The 16,780-nt window shown below is 52.3% G+C and carries 14 protein-coding genes; 7 read left to right on the top strand and 7 right to left on the bottom strand.

Features of this window, described 5'->3' with window-relative positions:
* Positions 1-55: 55 nt before the first annotated feature.
* Positions 56-1,210, top strand: coding sequence for an FAD-dependent urate hydroxylase HpxO (gene hpxO, locus L2097_RS05160; protein WP_250352260.1), 1,155 nt, complete (start codon positions 56-58; stop codon positions 1,208-1,210).
* A 309-nt stretch (positions 1,211-1,519) separates the two neighbouring features.
* Here the strand turns inward: hpxO and hpxR are convergent, their stop codons facing one another.
* Complete coding sequence (hpxR, locus tag L2097_RS05155; RefSeq protein ID WP_250352259.1) at positions 1,520-2,443, bottom strand: LysR family hpxDE operon transcriptional regulator HpxR; 924 nt, start codon at positions 2,441-2,443, stop codon at positions 1,520-1,522.
* A gap of 127 nt (positions 2,444-2,570) precedes the next feature.
* Between hpxR and hpxD the strand changes: the two genes are divergently transcribed.
* Both hpxD and L2097_RS05145 read left to right on the top strand, forming a co-directional pair.
* Entirely contained in the window at positions 2,571-3,608 is a 1,038-nt protein-coding gene (hpxD, locus tag L2097_RS05150) for a molybdenum cofactor-independent xanthine hydroxylase subunit HpxD (RefSeq protein ID WP_250352258.1), read from the top strand.
* A gap of 8 nt (positions 3,609-3,616) precedes the next feature.
* A complete protein-coding gene (locus tag L2097_RS05145) occupies positions 3,617-4,582 on the top strand; it encodes a PDR/VanB family oxidoreductase (protein WP_250352257.1) in 966 nt (321 codons plus the stop codon).
* A gap of 115 nt (positions 4,583-4,697) precedes the next feature.
* Here the strand turns inward: L2097_RS05145 and L2097_RS05140 are convergent, their stop codons facing one another.
* The 4 genes from L2097_RS05140 to argC all read right to left on the bottom strand — a co-directional run bounded on the left by L2097_RS05140 (position 4,698) and on the right by argC (position 9,863).
* A complete protein-coding gene (locus L2097_RS05140) occupies positions 4,698-6,236 on the bottom strand; it encodes a methyl-accepting chemotaxis protein (RefSeq protein WP_250352256.1) in 1,539 nt (512 codons plus the stop codon).
* Between the two features lie 421 nt (positions 6,237-6,657).
* Entirely contained in the window at positions 6,658-7,689 is a 1,032-nt protein-coding gene (locus L2097_RS05135) for a methionine synthase (RefSeq protein ID WP_103279229.1), read from the bottom strand.
* A gap of 27 nt (positions 7,690-7,716) precedes the next feature.
* Positions 7,717-8,697, bottom strand: a complete 981-nt coding sequence (locus L2097_RS05130; protein WP_250352255.1) for a DUF1852 domain-containing protein — start codon at positions 8,695-8,697, stop codon at positions 7,717-7,719.
* Between the two features lie 242 nt (positions 8,698-8,939).
* Positions 8,940-9,863 (bottom strand): N-acetyl-gamma-glutamyl-phosphate reductase, encoded by a 924-nt coding sequence (gene argC, locus L2097_RS05125; protein ID WP_250352254.1) that lies wholly within the window; start codon positions 9,861-9,863, stop codon positions 8,940-8,942.
* Positions 9,864-9,974: 111 nt separating this feature from the next.
* Between argC and L2097_RS05120 the strand changes: the two genes are divergently transcribed.
* Positions 9,975-10,862 (top strand): LysR family transcriptional regulator, encoded by an 888-nt coding sequence (locus tag L2097_RS05120; RefSeq protein ID WP_250352253.1) that lies wholly within the window; start codon positions 9,975-9,977, stop codon positions 10,860-10,862.
* 117 nt (positions 10,863-10,979) lie between these two features.
* On the opposite strand, the gene tcp is transcribed toward L2097_RS05120, so the two are convergent.
* Positions 10,980-12,644, bottom strand: coding sequence for a methyl-accepting chemotaxis citrate transducer (gene tcp, locus L2097_RS05115; protein ID WP_047370080.1), 1,665 nt, complete (start codon positions 12,642-12,644; stop codon positions 10,980-10,982).
* Between the two features lie 236 nt (positions 12,645-12,880).
* Here tcp and umuC point away from each other — a divergent pair, with 236 nt between their 5' ends.
* On the top strand, positions 12,881-14,134 hold the full coding sequence (gene umuC / locus L2097_RS05110; protein ID WP_047370079.1) for a translesion error-prone DNA polymerase V subunit UmuC: 1,254 nt from the start codon (positions 12,881-12,883) through the stop codon (positions 14,132-14,134).
* Positions 14,135-14,141: 7 nt separating this feature from the next.
* On the opposite strand, the gene smrA is transcribed toward umuC, so the two are convergent.
* Positions 14,142-14,705, bottom strand: a complete 564-nt coding sequence (gene smrA / locus L2097_RS05105; protein WP_142518237.1) for a DNA endonuclease SmrA — start codon at positions 14,703-14,705, stop codon at positions 14,142-14,144.
* Positions 14,706-15,259: 554 nt separating this feature from the next.
* On the opposite strand from smrA, the gene ogt reads away from it, so the two are divergent.
* Positions 15,260-15,775 carry a methylated-DNA--[protein]-cysteine S-methyltransferase gene (gene ogt / locus L2097_RS05100; RefSeq protein ID WP_047370077.1) on the top strand — a complete coding sequence of 172 codons (516 nt, stop codon included), beginning with the start codon at positions 15,260-15,262 and terminating at the stop codon, positions 15,773-15,775.
* Between the two features lie 208 nt (positions 15,776-15,983).
* Entirely contained in the window at positions 15,984-16,736 is a 753-nt protein-coding gene (fnr, locus tag L2097_RS05095; protein WP_061495443.1) for a fumarate/nitrate reduction transcriptional regulator Fnr, read from the top strand.
* The last annotated feature ends 44 nt before the right edge of the window (positions 16,737-16,780 follow it).

The following is a 16,780-nucleotide window of genomic DNA, read 5'->3' as shown; positions in this document are numbered from 1 at the left end:
ACATCCTGGTACGCAAATTGCTGAATCTCTTTCAGGCAGATAAAAGGAGAGCAGAATGAAAGCACTGGTGATTGGCGCAGGTATAGGCGGGTTGAGCGCTGCCGTCGCGTTAAAAAATGCGGGCATTGCCTGTGACGTTTTTGAGGCGGTAAAAGAGATTAAGCCCGTCGGCGCGGCAATTTCCATCTGGCCCAACGGCGTGAAGTGCATGCGTCATCTGGGTATGGGCGAGATGATGGAGACTTACGGCGGGCCGATGCGCGCTATGGCCTATCGAGATTACCGTCAGGGCGAAACCCTGACGCAGTTTAGCCTTGCCCCCCTGGTCGAACGGGTTGGTGGTCGTCCGTGCCCGGTATCGCGCGCGGAGTTGCAGCGCGAAATGCTCAATTATTGGGGACGCGATAATGTGCAGTTTGGCAAGCGGGTCAGCGGCGTGGAAGAGAACGCCGACGGCGTTACCGCGTGGTTTACCGATGGCAGCACTGCGCACGGTGATTTTCTGATTGCTGCCGATGGCAGCCATTCGGCGCTGCGTCCCTATGTGCTGGGCTATACGCCGCAACGCCGCTACGCGGGTTATGTCAACTGGAATGGTCTGATCCGCATCGACGAAGCCATTGCCCCTGCCGAGCAGTGGACAACGTTTGTCGGCGAAGGCAAACGGGTGTCGCTGATGCCGGTCTCAGATGGGCGCTTTTATTTTTTCTTCGATGTACCTTTGCCTGCCGGGCTTGCCGAAGATCGCACCACGCTGCGTGATGATCTGACGCGCTATTTTAGCGGCTGGGCACCACCGGTTCAGCGGCTGATCGCCGCCCTTGATCCACAAACCACCAACCGCATTGAGATCCATGATATCGAACCGTTCGATAAACTGGTGCGTGGCAAAGTGGCATTGCTGGGCGATGCCGGGCACAGCACGACGCCGGATATCGGCCAGGGCGGCTGCGCGGCAATGGAAGATGCGGTTGTGCTGGGAGAGATGTTCCGTAAGCAGACCAACATTGAACGCGCGTTGCGCGAGTATGAAGCGCAGCGCTGTGACCGGGTGCGCGATCTGGTACTCAAGGCACGAAAACGCTGCGATATCACGCATGGCAAGGATATGGCGTTGACGCGGGCCTGGTATCAGGAACTTAAAGAAGAGAGCGGCGAGCGCATTATCAACGGCCTGTGCGATACCATTCAGGGTGGGCCGTTAGGGTAATCAGCGCGCAGATAGCGATATCCCGTAACCCCGGCGGCGGCGCGCGGCGCCTTGTCCGGGCTACCCTCCCGCAGACAGCGATACCCCGTAGCCCCGGTAAGCGACAGCGCCACCGGGGAGCCTCCCCGGCGGCGGCGCACGGCGCCTTGTCCGGGCTACTCTCCCGCAGACAGCAATGCCCCGTAGCCCCGGTAAGCGACAGCGCCACCGGGGAGCCTTCCCGGCGGCGGCGCGCGACGCCTTGTCCGGGCTACTCTCCCGCAGACAGCGATACCCCGTAGCCCCGGTAAGCGACAGCGCCACCGGGGATCAGACCAATGGCGGGTGCAGAATCTGCATCTCCTCCATCACCGTGGTCAGTTTCTGGATAACCATTTGCGCCGGGCGGGAAAGCTGACGCGACGGCGCGGTGCACAGCGCCAGCGTCAGTGGACGCAACAGTTTGTTACGCAGCGGGACAAACGCCAGTTGCCCGCTTTTCACTTCGTCAAGTACATCCAGCAGGCTCAGCACCGTGACGCCGCTACCTTTTAACACCAGCGATTTGATAAGCCGGATATCGTTGCAATTGATGGTGTTCGTCGGCGCCAGATCGTAGTGCCGATAGAGCATGCCTACCCGATCATGCACAATCAGCGGGGCGCCGGGCAGAATATGACGCGCATCGCTCAGCTCACCCAGCGACAATACCGATGCCTGGGCCATTTCATGATCCGGGCGCATCACAACCCCCATCTCCAGTTCAGCAAATGCCAGCACGTTCAGCCCCGTTTGACCTTCCGGATCGAGGATCAAGCCAAAATCGAGATCGGCCTGCCGCACCTTCTGGCTGACGGTATGGCTATCCGCCACCTGCAACACCAGCTCCAGCCAGGATTGCCCGCTAATAATATCGGCCAGCGCGCTGGCAAAACTCCCCTCCGCCAGCGCCTGCACCATCCCCACGCTGACCGTGCCGCGTTTTAGCCCCTGCAACTCATCAAATTTCTGCCGGGTAAGCTGAAACTCCTTTCGCCAGCGCAGCAGGTTGTCGTAGAGCAATTCCCCCGCAGTGGTCATGCGTAAGCCTTCCGGAAGCCGTTCAAACAACGGTGTACCGAACGCCTCCTCAGCCTGCAGGATCTGCCGGTTAATGGCTGACGGGGAGATATGCAATTTTTCTGCGGCGCGTCGCAGACTGCCACTACGGGCAACTTCGGCGAAATAGACGGCGAAACGTGAAAAGGGACTCATGCAGCACCTGTACAGTTTTTTGCAACGGGGGTGTGAATTAATGGTGATGGATGTGCACACCCTAATATGACAACAATAAAGTTACAACAATTAAACAATTGCTTTTCTGTGAGCAGGAAGGATGACCATGAAAACAGTACTCCCCACCCCACCCGCCCATTGCACCTTCGAACCGGAGGACTGGTTACGGCTGGCGCAATGCTGGCACCCGGTCGCCCGCGCCTGTGACATTGGCGCCGCGCCGGTGAAGGCCACGCTGCTTGATGAGCAGTTGGTGATTTATCGCGTGAAAGGTCAGGTGGTGGTCGCCCGTGATGTCTGCCCGCATCGCGGTGTGCCGCTGACGCTTGGTTTTCACGATGACGAAGGGATCGTCTGTCCCTACCACGGGCTGCGTTTCGGTGAGGATGGGCGCTGCAACCGCATCCCCTCCAGCCCCGGCCAGGCGGTCCCGGCAAAGCTCAACCTGCTAACTTATGCGGTTGAAGAGCGCTACGGCCTGATCTGGACATGCCTGGCGTTTGACGCGGAAAACCCCCAACCGCTGCCAACCATGCCCCACTGGGATGACGCTGGGTTTCAGCAGATTAACTGCCCGGCCTTTGAAGTGAACGGTTTTGCCGGACGGCAGGTAGAAGGCTTTTTGGATGTTGCCCATTTTGCCTGGATCCACACGGCAACCTTTGCCGATGCCAGTAACCAGGTCGTCCCCGATTATAACCCGCAGGAAACCGAGTTCGGGTTTATCGCCGATTACTGGAGTTCGGTAGGCAATTATCCGGCGAGTTCTCAACATCAGGCACCGGAGGGTTTTCAGTGGCTGCGTCATTTTGAAATGCATCTGCCCTTTACCGCTACGCTGACGATCCATTTTCCCGGCGAAGCGCGGCTGGTGATTATGAATGCCGCATCGCCGGTTTCTTCGCGTGTGACCCGCATGTTCGCACCTATCGCGCGCAATTTCGACCTGCATGTCCCAATCGAGGATGTCCATGCCTTTAATCTGCGCGTATTTGAAGAAGATCGTCTGATGGTGGAAACCCAGCGTCCGGAAAGATTGCCGCTGGATCTGACGCTGGAAGCCCATATTCCGGCAGACAGAAGTTCAATTGCCTATCGCCGTGGCCTGAAAAAAATGGGCTTTGGCGAGTTTTTCCTGGTATGAGGTGTCCCATGAACGAGATGCTGAACGTGGTGGTTGACGGGCTGTGGCGCCAGGGTGACAAGAGTCTGGCCGTGCGACTGGTTAGCGCCAGTCAAGAACCGCTCCCCGGTTGGGAGCCGGGTGCCCACATTGATGTCCATCTGCCCTGCGGCCTGATCCGCCAGTATTCCCTGACCGGCGAAAGTAGAGCGGAGAGCTACCTTATTTGCGTGGCGCAGGAGAACGCATCGCGTGGCGGTTCACGCTATGTTCACCAGACGCTTCGCCCCGGCCAGAGGCTGATGATTTCCGCGCCGCGCAACCTGTTCGCCCTGCACGACGATGGCCCGGTTCTGCTGCTGGCGGCCGGGATAGGCATCACCCCTTTGTATGCAATGTTGCTGCAACGGGAAGCCGCAGGTACGCCATATGTCCTGCACTACTTCGTCAAGCGTCGGGAAGAGGCCGCATTTTTGCGCGAGCTCTCCCGGCCACTCAGACATGGCATTTGCGTGGTGCATTGTTCTGCTGAGGGTGATAGCCCGCGTCAGACGCTGGCGACCCTCCTTCCAGCTCCCGACGGCGGAGAGCGCATTTACACCTGTGGGCCAGTGGGGTTTATGGCGGCAGTCAGGGACGCTGCGGTGAAAAAAGGCTGGGCGCAGACGCATATCCACAGCGAAGCCTTTGCGCCCGTTACCCCGACGTCGACTGCACAGAATGAAGCCACCTTTACGATTACCCTGGCGTCCAGCGGGGAGAAGTGGCCCGTACCGGCCAACAAGAGCATCGCGCAGGTGCTGCAGGATAATGGCGTGGCAGTGCCGCTTTCCTGCGAAATGGGGATCTGCGGAGCCTGCCTGACGCCGGTTCTCGAGGGTGTTGTCGATCACCGGGATACCGTGCAATCACCCGCAGAGAAATCCGCGGCCGCACAACATGTCGCGCTGTGCTGCTCGCGGAGCCACTCCGGAGAACTGGTGATTGATTTATAGTCAGCCATTCCGGCCTGATATCCGCTAAGCAGGCCTGCTCCGTGTCTTTATCAGCGTCTGGCACGACACGAGCATAACGCAGGTCTGCTATTAATAAATCGTCGATCAGACGCCCTTATAAGTGGAATGCTTCCACTTCACGTAAGAGTGTGCCAGCCTGCTGACTTAACGAGTTTGCTGCGGTGGCCATCTGTTCTACCATCGCCGCATTTTGCTGCAAGTTACCTTCCATCTGGCTTACGGCAATGTTGACCTGTTCGATGCCATGGCTCTGCTCGCTGGAAGAGTGATTCACCTGGTTAATGAGCTGTGTCGTTTCATCTACCATGCCCAGGGCATTATTCATCTTCGTGGTGACACTGGCTGCATACACCACGCCTTTATTAATATTTTTCAGCGCCTCTTCAATTAAGTCGCGAATATCGCGGGCGGCGACGGAAGAACGCTGAGATAACGAACGCACTTCGCCTGCCACGACGGCGAACCCTTTCCCCTGCTCCCCGGCACGAGCCGCTTCCACTGCTGCGTTAAGCGCAAGGATATTGGTTTGAAAAGCGATGCCGTCAATGATGGATGTAATTTCTGCAATCTTGCTTGAAGATAAGGAAATATCGTCAATAGAGCCTTTCAGAGCGCCCAGTTCCTGATGGCTTTCATTGACTATCGACTGGACTTGCCCAATAAACGCATTCGCTTGTTTGGCGTTATCCATATTATGACTCACGGTAACTGACAGCTCATTCATACTTGCCGCCGTCTCCTCCAGAGAAGAGGCCTGGGATTCAGTTCGTGAAGAGAGATCGTCGTTACTCATGGCTATTTCATTCGCCGCGGTATCGACTTCTTTGCTGGCATCTTTTACGCTTGCTAATGCCCCTCTGATTTTCTCAACCAGCCCATTAAAACTTTTTGCTGTCATACCAAGCTCATCATTTTTATCAATGTTTAAGCGAAGGGTAAGATTCAGCGTCTCACTGATAGTGGCCATGCTTTCCTGAAGGGTGCGTAATCCTTTTTTCAGATATGTCAAAATTTGCCATGAGAAAAGGGTGATAACTGCAACCGCAGAAATAATTATAATACTCAGGAACCACACAGTTTCATGATACTGATTATGGTTGTCTTCGGCATAATTAACAGCGATTTTATAATTATACTCCAGCATTTCTTGTATCGCCGCGCTAAGCGCTACAGAAGCGATGGCCGTTGCGCCCCCGTCAGATACCAGTAATCTGGCGGCATCAAGACCGTCTTTCTCATAGACATTTTTCATGTCAGCCACTTTTGCTTTATATTCTTCAAACGTGCGGATGGTTTTTTTAATTAATTCACCATCATGTTGGTCTGAAACGAGTTTTGATTGATATTCATTCAATATGCTTTGAACTTTATTTAACTCACTGGTCGCCGTAGCGATATGTTTTTCAAACACTTCTTTGTCATTTACCAACAATGACATGAGAATCTGACGCCTCGCCTCTTCCCTGTGTAGCAGAGCTTCACTGAGTTTACTGATGCTCGGCATACTATTTGTTGTCACATATTCGAACCGGTCTTGTGCGTTATTGAGCGCTTTCAGGCTAAGTCCACCAAGGGTGATCATTATCACAATTGAAAAAATAAATATTAATGTCAGTTTCTTAAGAATGGTCATGTTCAGCCTCATCAGCGCAAATGCGGTTTTATTTTTATCGGCGCTGGAATGCTTATCTTTATATCGGCAACAGTAAAAATTTCAGTTAAGGAATGCTTACTCAATATTAAGTGGTATTAAATTATTTTTTTACACTTTAATCTTGAGAGGGGATTTTACATATAAAACACGTTTTTATCGCCAGGGTATAACATGCAAAAAATTAAATCGCAGCAAGCTTGTTGTTAATTACAGGCAGATGAGGAAAATATATTATATACGAGATATTTATTTTGTTATGCAACTGGAGGTAAGCAGTCGCCGTGCTTCATCCATGTTAACGGCAATCTCAGATAACATGCAGTCCGGCTATTCAGACAAAAAAACGATTGATCCCCCACCGGACCGGACTGCACGTGTAAAACGTCCCTGACGGGTAACGTTATTTGCCCGACAGTTCACGGCGGATGATTTCCGCCCCTGCGCTTAAGGCATTGAGCTTACCATTGGCGACCCGACGCGATAAAGGCGTCATGCCACAGTTAGTCGAAGGATAAAGCTTATCAGCATCAACAAATTGCAGGGCTTTGCGCAGCGTACTGGCGACCTCTTCAGGCGTCTCAATAGCAGACGTTGCCACGTCAATCGCCCCCACCATCACTTTCTTACCGCGAATCAGTTCCAGCAGATCCATAGGTACGCGCGAGTTATGGCATTCCAGCGAGATAATATCGATATTTGACGTCTGCAACTTCGGAAACGCCTCTTCGTACTGCCGCCACTCGGAGCCCAGCGTCTTTTTCCAGTCAGTATTGGCTTTAATGCCATAGCCGTAGCAGATGTGTACCGCCGTTTCGCATTTCAGCCCTTCAATGGCTCTTTCTAATGCGGCGACACCCCAGTCATTGACCTCGTCAAAGAATACATTAAAGGCAGGTTCATCAAACTGGATAATATCAACACCCGCCGCCTCTAATTCTTTTGCTTCCTGATTGAGGATTTTGGCAAATTCCCAGGCCAGTTTTTCGCGGCTTTTGTAATGGGCATCGTAGAGCGTATCGATCATCGTCATCGGCCCGGGCAGCGCCCATTTAATCGGCTGTTTAGTCAGTTGCCGTAAGAATCTGGCATCTTCAACAAAAACCGGTTGTTGACGCGCTACCTCACCCACCACGGTCGGCACGCTCGCCTCATAGCGATTACGAATTCTGACGGTCTCACGTTTTTCAAAATCAACACCGCTGAGGTGTTCGATAAACGTTGTCACAAAATGCTGGCGCGTTTGTTCACCATCACTGACGATATCAATCCCTGCCCGCAGTTGATCGTAGAGAGATAAACTGAGGGCATCTTTTTTCCCCTCAATTAACTCTTCATTGTGTAATTTCCAGGGGGACCACAATTTTTCTGGCTCGGCCAGCCAGGACGGTTTCGGCAAACTGCCCGCAGTTGACGTGGGGAGCAATGTTTTCATAATAAATGACCTTTTAGTCTCGATTAATTAGAGAGCGTAGTTAGCAGACCATTGCTCAAGAATATTTTTGTAGGGTTTGATAAAGTGCTCTTCAGTAAACTTACCCTGCTCGATTGCCAACTGGCTGCGCTCTTCCCGGTCATAGACAATTTTGGTTAATGAATGGTCCTGATGATTCAGGTCTGGCTGATAATAATGACCGGCGACAGCATTAGCATTGTAAATTTCAGGACGATAAATCTTCTGAAATGTCTCCATCGTACTGATGGTACTGATCAGCTCAAGGCTGGTGTAATCACGCAGTAAATCACCCGAAAAATAAAAGGCCAGCGGCGCAACGCTGTTTTGCGGCATGAAATAGCGAACCTGCAGGCCCATTTTGTTGAAATACTGCTCCGTCAGCGATGTACCGTTGGGCTGGTATTCAATACCCAATACAGGGTGTTGATTGCCCGTGCGCTGATAAATGTCTTTGCTGGACACGCTCAGGCAGATGACCGGTGACTTTTTAAAGTTTGCTTTGTAGGCACTGGAGTTGACGAAATGTTTGAAGATATTGCCATGCAAATCGCCAAAATTGTCAGGAAGACTAAACCGAGCCTGGTCTTTATTATGTTCTAATAACAATACGCTAAAGTCATAATCTCGCACGTATGAAGAGAAGTTATTTCCGACAATTCCCGCAATACGTTCATTGGTTTTCTTATCTACAATATGCGTTTCCAGGATTTCAATGGCCGGGAATGCAATACCCTCTTTAGCGCTAATCGTCATCTCTGCGGAGATAATTTCAAGTTCGACCGAATACCGATCGCTTTTGGGATTATCCCAGTGAGCCAGGGCATTAAAGCGATTATCGATCATCACTAATGTATTGCGCAGGTTTTCCTGTCGGTTATCGCCTCTGGCCAGATTGGCAAAGTTAGTCGTAATGCGCGTATTTGCCGCGGGGTTATAATTTTCGTCGAAGCGACTGCGCTTAATGGTAAACGTGAAATCTTTATTCATCGCGATTTTGCACCCGGATGTCTGACATGAAAACCTTATCCCTTCATTGAGTTACCAGGCGCTCTGGTTTCTCAGTCGTCGTTTTCATGTTATCAATAAGTTAATGTTAAATATTTATGCCAGAGCCATCGGATGAGTAAAAGCGAGTTAATTTCATTACAACATGAGCCATCTTCATGATCGGCTTACCCGCCGACCAGGAGCAGATGCCGGGCATAAAAGCCCGGTTTGATGGCTGCGTGTTAGTCGGCACCGATCAGCAGATTGAGATTTTGCACGGCAGCGCCCGAAGCCCCTTTGCCGAGGTTATCGAAGACCGCTGTCAGCAGTATTTGTCCATTTTCGGGGTTTGCAAATACGCCAAGCTCCATATCATTCGTGCCGTTCAGACGCTCCGGGTTGATCCGATCTGCATCGCCGGCTGTCATCCCGGGCCGCACCCTGACATGCTTGCTATGGCGGTAATGCTCTGTCAGGCAAGCATGTATCGCATAAGCGCTGGCGTTTTTAGTCAGTAAGCGTTGCTGTAACGGCACACTCACTACAATCCCCTGACGATACCCACCGTAAGCGGGCATAAAGACGGGCGGAACAGAGAGCCCGGCGTAGCGCGTCATCTCCGGAACATGCTTGTGTCTGAGAGCCAGACCATAGACCTGGAGCGCAGGTGCCGCATCTGCCTGTTCGCCTTCGTACTGCGCTATCGCCGCCCTTCCCCCGCCCGAATAGCCAGAAACAGCATGAACAGAAAGGGGATAATCGGCGGGCAACAGTCCGGCATTGACCAACGGCAGCAGGAGACCAATCGCTCCCGTAGGGTAACAGCCAGGGTTCGTGATGCGCGTTGACGCCCTGATACGATCGGGCTGGCCGGCGCTCATCTCAGGAAAACCGTAAGTCCAGCCGGGCGTGACCCGGTGGGCTGAACTGGCATCGATAACCCGCACGTGCGGATTTTTCACCATCGCCACCGCCTCGCGAGCAGCCTCATCAGGTAAGCACAGAATAGCGATATCGCAGCTGTTGAGCATCTCTGCGCGCAGGCGCGTGTGTTTACGCTGTGAAACAGGAAGCGTCATCAGAGTGATGTCTGCACGACCGCGCAGTCGGTCATGTATCTGTAAGCCTGTTGTGCCCTGCTCACCATCAATAAATACGTTTGTCATTGTCACTCCTGGTCACGGATAGAATTTCATGACATGGATATTGTGCCCGTGTTAAGAATAGGTAAAGTTGAATTATATTTACGTGAAATTCAGTTTTTCTGAGGTATGTTGATGCGTGAGATTAACCTTGATCAGTTACGCACACTGATAACCATTGCCGATACCCGCTCTTTCAATGAGGCCGCCGGACGACTGCACTTGTCTCCCCCAACGGTCAGTCTGCATATTTCCGAACTCGAAAATCGTATAGGGGCGACACTACTTTCCCGTACCCGTGGCAACGTCAGACCAACGGCGATTGGCGAAAAGCTGGTCACGCATGCGCGTCGGTTACTGGCGGATGCCGCTTATGTGCTTGAGGATATCTCGCGTCAGGCGCAGGGTCTGACCGGGCAGGTCCGACTGGGCGCCTCAACAGGCGCTATCGCCAATCTTCTGCCGCAGGCAATTGAAAAACTGGCTCGGCTCCATCCGAATATTGATGTGCAGATTACCGTGCTCACGTCTCAGCAGACCCTTGAGCAACTGAAATCCGGTTCACTCGATATTGGGATTGTTGCGCTCCCACAACTGCGGGGTAATGGTCTGGAAATCGATACCTGGCGGCGGGATCCGGTTGTCGCTTTTCTGCCTGCCAACTGGGAAATACCGGATGTGGTGTCGCCTCAATGGTTGATTGAAAAACCGCTGATCCTCAACGGTTCTGGTACCCACTTATCACAACTGACAAACCATTGGTTTGCCAAAACGGGACACCGCCCTACGCCGCGAATTAAACTTGATTACAACGATGCGATAAAAAGTCTGGTAGGCGCAGGTTATGGCGCCACGCTGTTACCGCTTGAATCGGGTACGCCAGACTCCCGTGATAAGCGCATTGCGGTTCGTCCCCTCAAGCCAACATTGTGGCGGGAGTTAGGATTAGCCTGGAGAGAGGGGGAAAATGATATATCGACACAACATTTACTGGCGGTGTTGCGGGATTTAAAACAGGCGTGAAGTGCGGTTTGTTATTTTCAGCCTGTCCCCCACGGAGGCGGGGGAGCAGAACAGCCCCGTTGATTTCCCTCTCCTTCAAAGAGAGGGAATAACGGCAAGTCATCTGACCGGGTAAACTCAGAACGTTTCCCAGTTGCCGTCGCCAACAGCAGGTGCGGCGGCGGTAACGGTCGTGCGCGGCGCGATGGTTGGTTTACCGGGCTTACTTTGCAACAGCGTGCTGTGACCATTTACGCGGAAGACCGCGACGGCCTGACGCAGTTGTTCAGCTTGCTCTTCCAGTGCTGCTGAGGCCGCAGCGGACTCCTGCACCAGCGAGGCGTTCTGCTGGGTAACGCTGTCCATTTGCGATACCGCGAGGCTCACCTGCTCAATGCCTTTGCTCTGCTCGTCCGATGCGGAGGCGATTTCGCCCATAATATCGGTTACGCGCGTCACGGCATTGACGATCTCTTGCATGGTATTACCGGCTTCTGCCACCAACGAAGTGCCAGAGTTGACGCGGTTGACGGAGTTCTCTATTAGCGTTTTGATCTCTTTTGCCGCCTGCGCACTGCGACTAGCCAGTGTGCGAACTTCCCCTGCGACCACCGCAAACCCGCGCCCCTGCTCACCGGCACGCGCGGCTTCAACCGCGGCGTTCAGCGCGAGGATATTGGTCTGGAAGGCAATGGCGTCGATCACGCTGGTTATCTGCGCTATCTGCTGAGAACTGCTGGAGATCTCGCTCATGGTACGTACCACATCGCTTACCACACGGCCGCCGCGTGCGGCGGTGTCGGAGGCATTTTTCGCCAGGTTTGAAGCCTGACGGGCGTTATCGGTGTTTTGTTTCACCGTCGCAGTCAATTGTTCCATACTGGCGGCGGTCTCTTCGAGTGACGCGGCCTGTTGTTCAGTGCGGGAAGAGAGATCGTTGTTACCGGCAGAGATTTCGCTCGCACCGGTATATATCGAATCGGAACTGTTACGCACCGCGCTCACGGTTCTGACCAGCGAGGATTGCATGTCATGCAGGCTACTGGTCAGTTGGCTCATCTCATTACGGCCTTCTGCGGAGATCGGCTGTGTCAGGTCACCATCGGCAACAGCGCGAATATGTCCCATCACACTGTGCAGTGGTTTAAGCAGCAGATGTTGCAGCCCCAGCCAGATTACGGTCATGACCGCGATCACCACCAGCAGAATCACGCCAAGGGTCCACTGCATGCTGGTAAAGCTGCTCTGGTTTTCCCGGGCGGCTGCCTGCAGGAAGGTGTTGTTTTCGTTGCGCCATTTCGCATAGCTGGCGTCCATATCATCCTGCGCCTGTTGAGCATCCAGATTGCCATAGGCTTCGTAGTTGTTTGCCCGCAGGAAGGTGATGGACTGCTGCAACACGTCGTGCATTTTGGTGATGTTTTGCGAAACTTCGTTGGCTAACGCGGCATCCTGGCCTGCCACGGGCGGCGTATTTTTATAGTTGTTAAAGTACCCTTCGGCCTTGCTCAGAGATTCAGAGGCCGTCGTAAGCAGTTTATCGATACTGGCAAGCGATGCCGGATCGCGTTGATTTTTTAAAAAGCGGATCGCCACACGGGTAACGGTGACGCGTGTTTTAATCAGCGTATTGACGCTATCGCCAAGATTTTCCTGCTGTGCGCTAAGGATGCCCGTATTCTGAAAGTTCACTCTGTCATTATTAACAGCGGAGTAGAAAAGTCCGCCGGTAACGAGCTGAAGCAGACAAAATACCGACAAGGCAATGATGATGCCGGTGATGACACGTATATTTTTGAGCATATTATGGGTCCAGGGAAGAGGCAAAGTTGCCCAATATATATCGACACGGCAGGCATTAACTTTATGGTGACTCAGGCCAGACCTGTTAATTGTCGGGGTTGATGAGAGGGATTGACGCGTTGCCTGCGGCCCTTTTATTTCATGCGCCTGGCGTCCAGGCGAACAAGTCCTTGATCATTTCTCTGACCAGAAGTACTGTATATAAAAACAGTATTTATGGAAGAGGTCAGATCGCTATGTTTGCCCTTGTTGACGTTAACTCCTTCTACACCAGTTGCGAAACCGTCTGGCGGCCAGATCTGAGTGGTAAACCGGTCGTAGTGCTTTCAAACAATGATGGCTGCATTGTGTCCCGCTCTGCCGAGGCGAAAGCGCTGGGCATTGGCATGGCAGAGCCTTATTTCAAACAAAAAGATCTGTTACAGCGCCATGGTGTGGCGGTATTCAGCAGCAACTACGCCCTCTATGGCGACATGAGCCATCGGGTGATGAGTACGTTGGAAGAAATTTGCCCGCGGGTGGATCAATACAGTATTGATGAAGCATTTGTGGATCTTTCCGGTATTCCCCACCTCAAGCGCTTCGGCAAATATATTCGCGATACTGTTTATCAACGCACCATGCTGACCGTGGGTGTGGGCATCGCACCGACGAAAACGCTGGCGAAGCTGGCAAATTACGCGGCCAAAAGATGGCAGGCGCAGAGCGGCGGCGTGGTGGATCTCTCAACCCCTGCCAGTCAACAACGGTTGATGGCATCCGTCCCCGTGGAGGAGGTCTGGGGTATTGGTCGGCGTCTGACAAAAAAGCTAAACACCATGAATATCACCACTGTGCTGGAGCTGGCAAAATGTGATTTATGGTTTATTCGTAAAAACTTCAGCGTGGTACTGGAAAGAACCGTTCGCGAGCTACGTGGTGAGCCATGCCTCGGTTTTCAGGAATTCTCGCCAGCAAAGCATGAAATTATTAGTTCGCGATCTTTTGGTCAGCGAATTAGCGATTATTCCTCAGTCCGTGAGGGGATCAGTACCTGGGCGGCCAGAGCAGCAGAAAAATTGCGTGCCCAGCATCAATATTGCCGATATATCGGCGCTTTTATAAAAAGTAGCCCGCACGACCCTGATGAACCTTATTACAGTAAGAGTGCAGGAATTACGCTGCTTACCCCCACGCAAGACACCAGAGATATTATTGCCGCGGCAACGCGTAGCCTGGATATTATCTGGAAGCAAGGCCCGCGATATCAAAAAGCGGGTGTTATATTAGGAGACTTCTTTAGTCAAGGCGTAGCACAACTTAATTTATTCGATGAGTATGCCCCCCGACCAAATAGTCAGGCATTGATGTACGTAATGGATCGCATGAACGAAAAAGGCAATAAAATGTGGTTTGCAGGCCAGGGCGTTGCCCCGACCTGGTCAATGAAACGCTACCTGCTCTCCCCGGCATGGACGACCCGGATAGAGGATGTGCCATTAGTGGAGTAACCGCCGTTCAACGGCTACGCTTGGCGTGACGCTCCCAGTTTTCTTGCTTCGCCTCTGCCGATTTTCGCAGCGATACATAGCATGCGCCGTTGCCGCCATGCCGTGGTTGCGCAGCGCAAAATGCCTGAACATCGTCAAATTCGGTCAACCAGCGGGCAAGATAACTGCGAACAATATTGGCATGGGAATTATCTTCCCGCCCTTTTCCATGGATTATCAGAAGATTACGCAATCCATCCTGCCGCGCCTGATGCACAAAGCGGAATAGCAACTGTCGGCACTGCTCAACGGGCTGGCGTAACAGGCTAAGGCTGGCCTGCTGGGAATACTTGCCGGTGCGAAGTTTATCAATCACCCCGGTTTGCAGCCCTTCGCGGCGAAATTCCAGCGGTGTATCAAGGGGCAAAATATCGAGGAATCCGGTGGTCAGGAAATTATCAAGCTGCAACGTGTCGATATGCTGTGGTGCACGCGTATTTCGGGCCGGATGCCAGTGAACATCGGCACAGCGCTTAAGTGGCTGGACATCCTCCATGGCGTCAAGAAACAGTGATTTGTCATCAGGGTTCATGGTTTAGTCCTCCCGCTACATCAGAGGGGCTTACTATAGCGGGCGCGGCAGCATGCCACAATGCCTGATATTCATTTAACGGGTAGCAATTAATGTGATATTTGAAGCAATTATCGAAATTAATTTCGCTCGCTATTTAACCTCGCTTAACTAGAAGTTTACTGTCATTAATATCCAGAATTTAAGTTAAATTATCGTGAAACTAATCACCATTTCAACTGGAAATATCCAACAGCAGAACTATAACTGTATTTACCGCGCAAGGATGAAGTTTAAAATAATTATCGAACGGACGCGTTGCTGTGTGTACTGTAGAGCCTGACGGATGTCGGCAGGCTCTATTTTTTTATTTTCTCGATAATGGAGAATATATCATCTATTGGATAACCACACATTTCCCATAGTGATAGCAATATATTCCATGAATAATTGTTAGCCTTTCCCGATTTTGCCTGATTTATTGCACCTCCAGGGGGGTATAGAGCCACATTCTCGATCGTGTTAAATTGCGCAATTCCCCCCGTTTTGCTGCGATGTTTGAGAAAGGATTGCCGATGCTTACGCTACTTGAGGATAAAATTGCCACCCCGCTGGGCCCACTGTGGGTCCTGTGCGATGAAACATTCCATTTGCGCGCGGTTGAGTGGGAAGAGCATAGCGATCGCATGGTTGAACTGCTGAATATTCATTATCGCAAGGAAGGTTATACACGCCGCCCTGCCACCAACCCTGGTGGGTTAAGCCGCAAACTTCTGGACTATTTTGAAGGCGATCTGGCGGTAATAGACACCCTGCCAACCGCCACGGCGGGTACCCCCTTTCAACGCGAAGTCTGGAAAACGCTACGCGAGATCCCGTGCGGCCATGTCATGCACTATGGTCAGTTAGCGGAGATGCTGGGTCGCGTCGGCGCCGCGCGCGCGGTAGGTGCCGCGAACGGTTCAAACCCGGTCAGTATTGTGGTTCCCTGCCACAGGGTAATTGGTCGCAACGGAACCCTGACTGGATATGCCGGTGGCGTACAGCGTAAAGAGTGGTTATTGCGCCATGAAGGTTACTTGCTATTGTGAAAAAAAAGGGCTCTTTGTGCTCTTTTTCACGGGATTCTGTGATAAAAGCCTTACTGAAACGATGGAATATCAATAAGATGGTTTGCTCACCTGTTTCATCGTTTCTGATACCTGTTTTAATTCTACTGAATTGACGTTTCGCCAGGCTTACGCGTTCAAGAAAAAGATGATAAAATTGACTAAAATCAATTACGGCTTGAGCAGACCTATGATCCCGGAAAAGCGAATTATACGACGCATTCAGTCTGGCGGATGTGCAATCCATTGCCAGGATTGCAGTATTAGCCAGCTCTGCATCCCCTTCACACTCAATGAACACGAGCTCGATCAGCTCGACAATATCATTGAGCGCAAAAAGCCCATCCAGAAAGGTCAGACTCTGTTTAAAGCCGGGGATGAACTGAAATCGCTTTACGCTATTCGTTCCGGCACGATCAAGAGCTACACCATCACTGAACAGGGTGACGAGCAAATCACCGGTTTTCATCTGGCGGGTGATCTGGTGGGCTTTGACGCCATCGGCACAGGCCACCACCCGAGCTTTGCTCAGGCGCTGGAAACATCAATGGTTTGTGAAATCCCGTTCGAAACGCTGGATGATCTGTCAGGCAAAATGCCGAACCTGCGCCAGCAGATGATGCGCCTGATGAGCGGCGAGATCAAAGGCGATCAGGACATGATCCTGTTATTGTCGAAAAAGAACGCCGAGGAGCGCCTGGCCGCGTTTATCTATAACCTGTCGCGGCGTTTCGCCCAGCGAGGATTCTCTCCCCGTGAATTCCGCCTGACCATGACACGTGGCGATATCGGTAACTATTTAGGCCTGACTGTAGAAACCATCAGCCGTCTGCTGGGTCGTTTCCAGAAGAGCGGAATGCTCGCGGTGAAAGGCAAATATATCACTATCGAGAACAGCGATATCCTGGCACAGCTTGCCGGACATTCGCGTAACGTCGCCTGATTTTACCCCCTCCTTTTGACCTTTTGCCGGGCACTTAAATTTTT

Origin of the sequence: Citrobacter sp. MNAZ 1397 (assembly GCF_023613995.1) — a bacterium.
Lineage (GTDB): Bacteria > Pseudomonadota > Gammaproteobacteria > Enterobacterales > Enterobacteriaceae > Phytobacter > Phytobacter ursingii.
The sequence above is the reverse complement of the archived record's forward strand: the minus strand, read 5'-3'. Positions and strand labels throughout refer to the sequence as shown.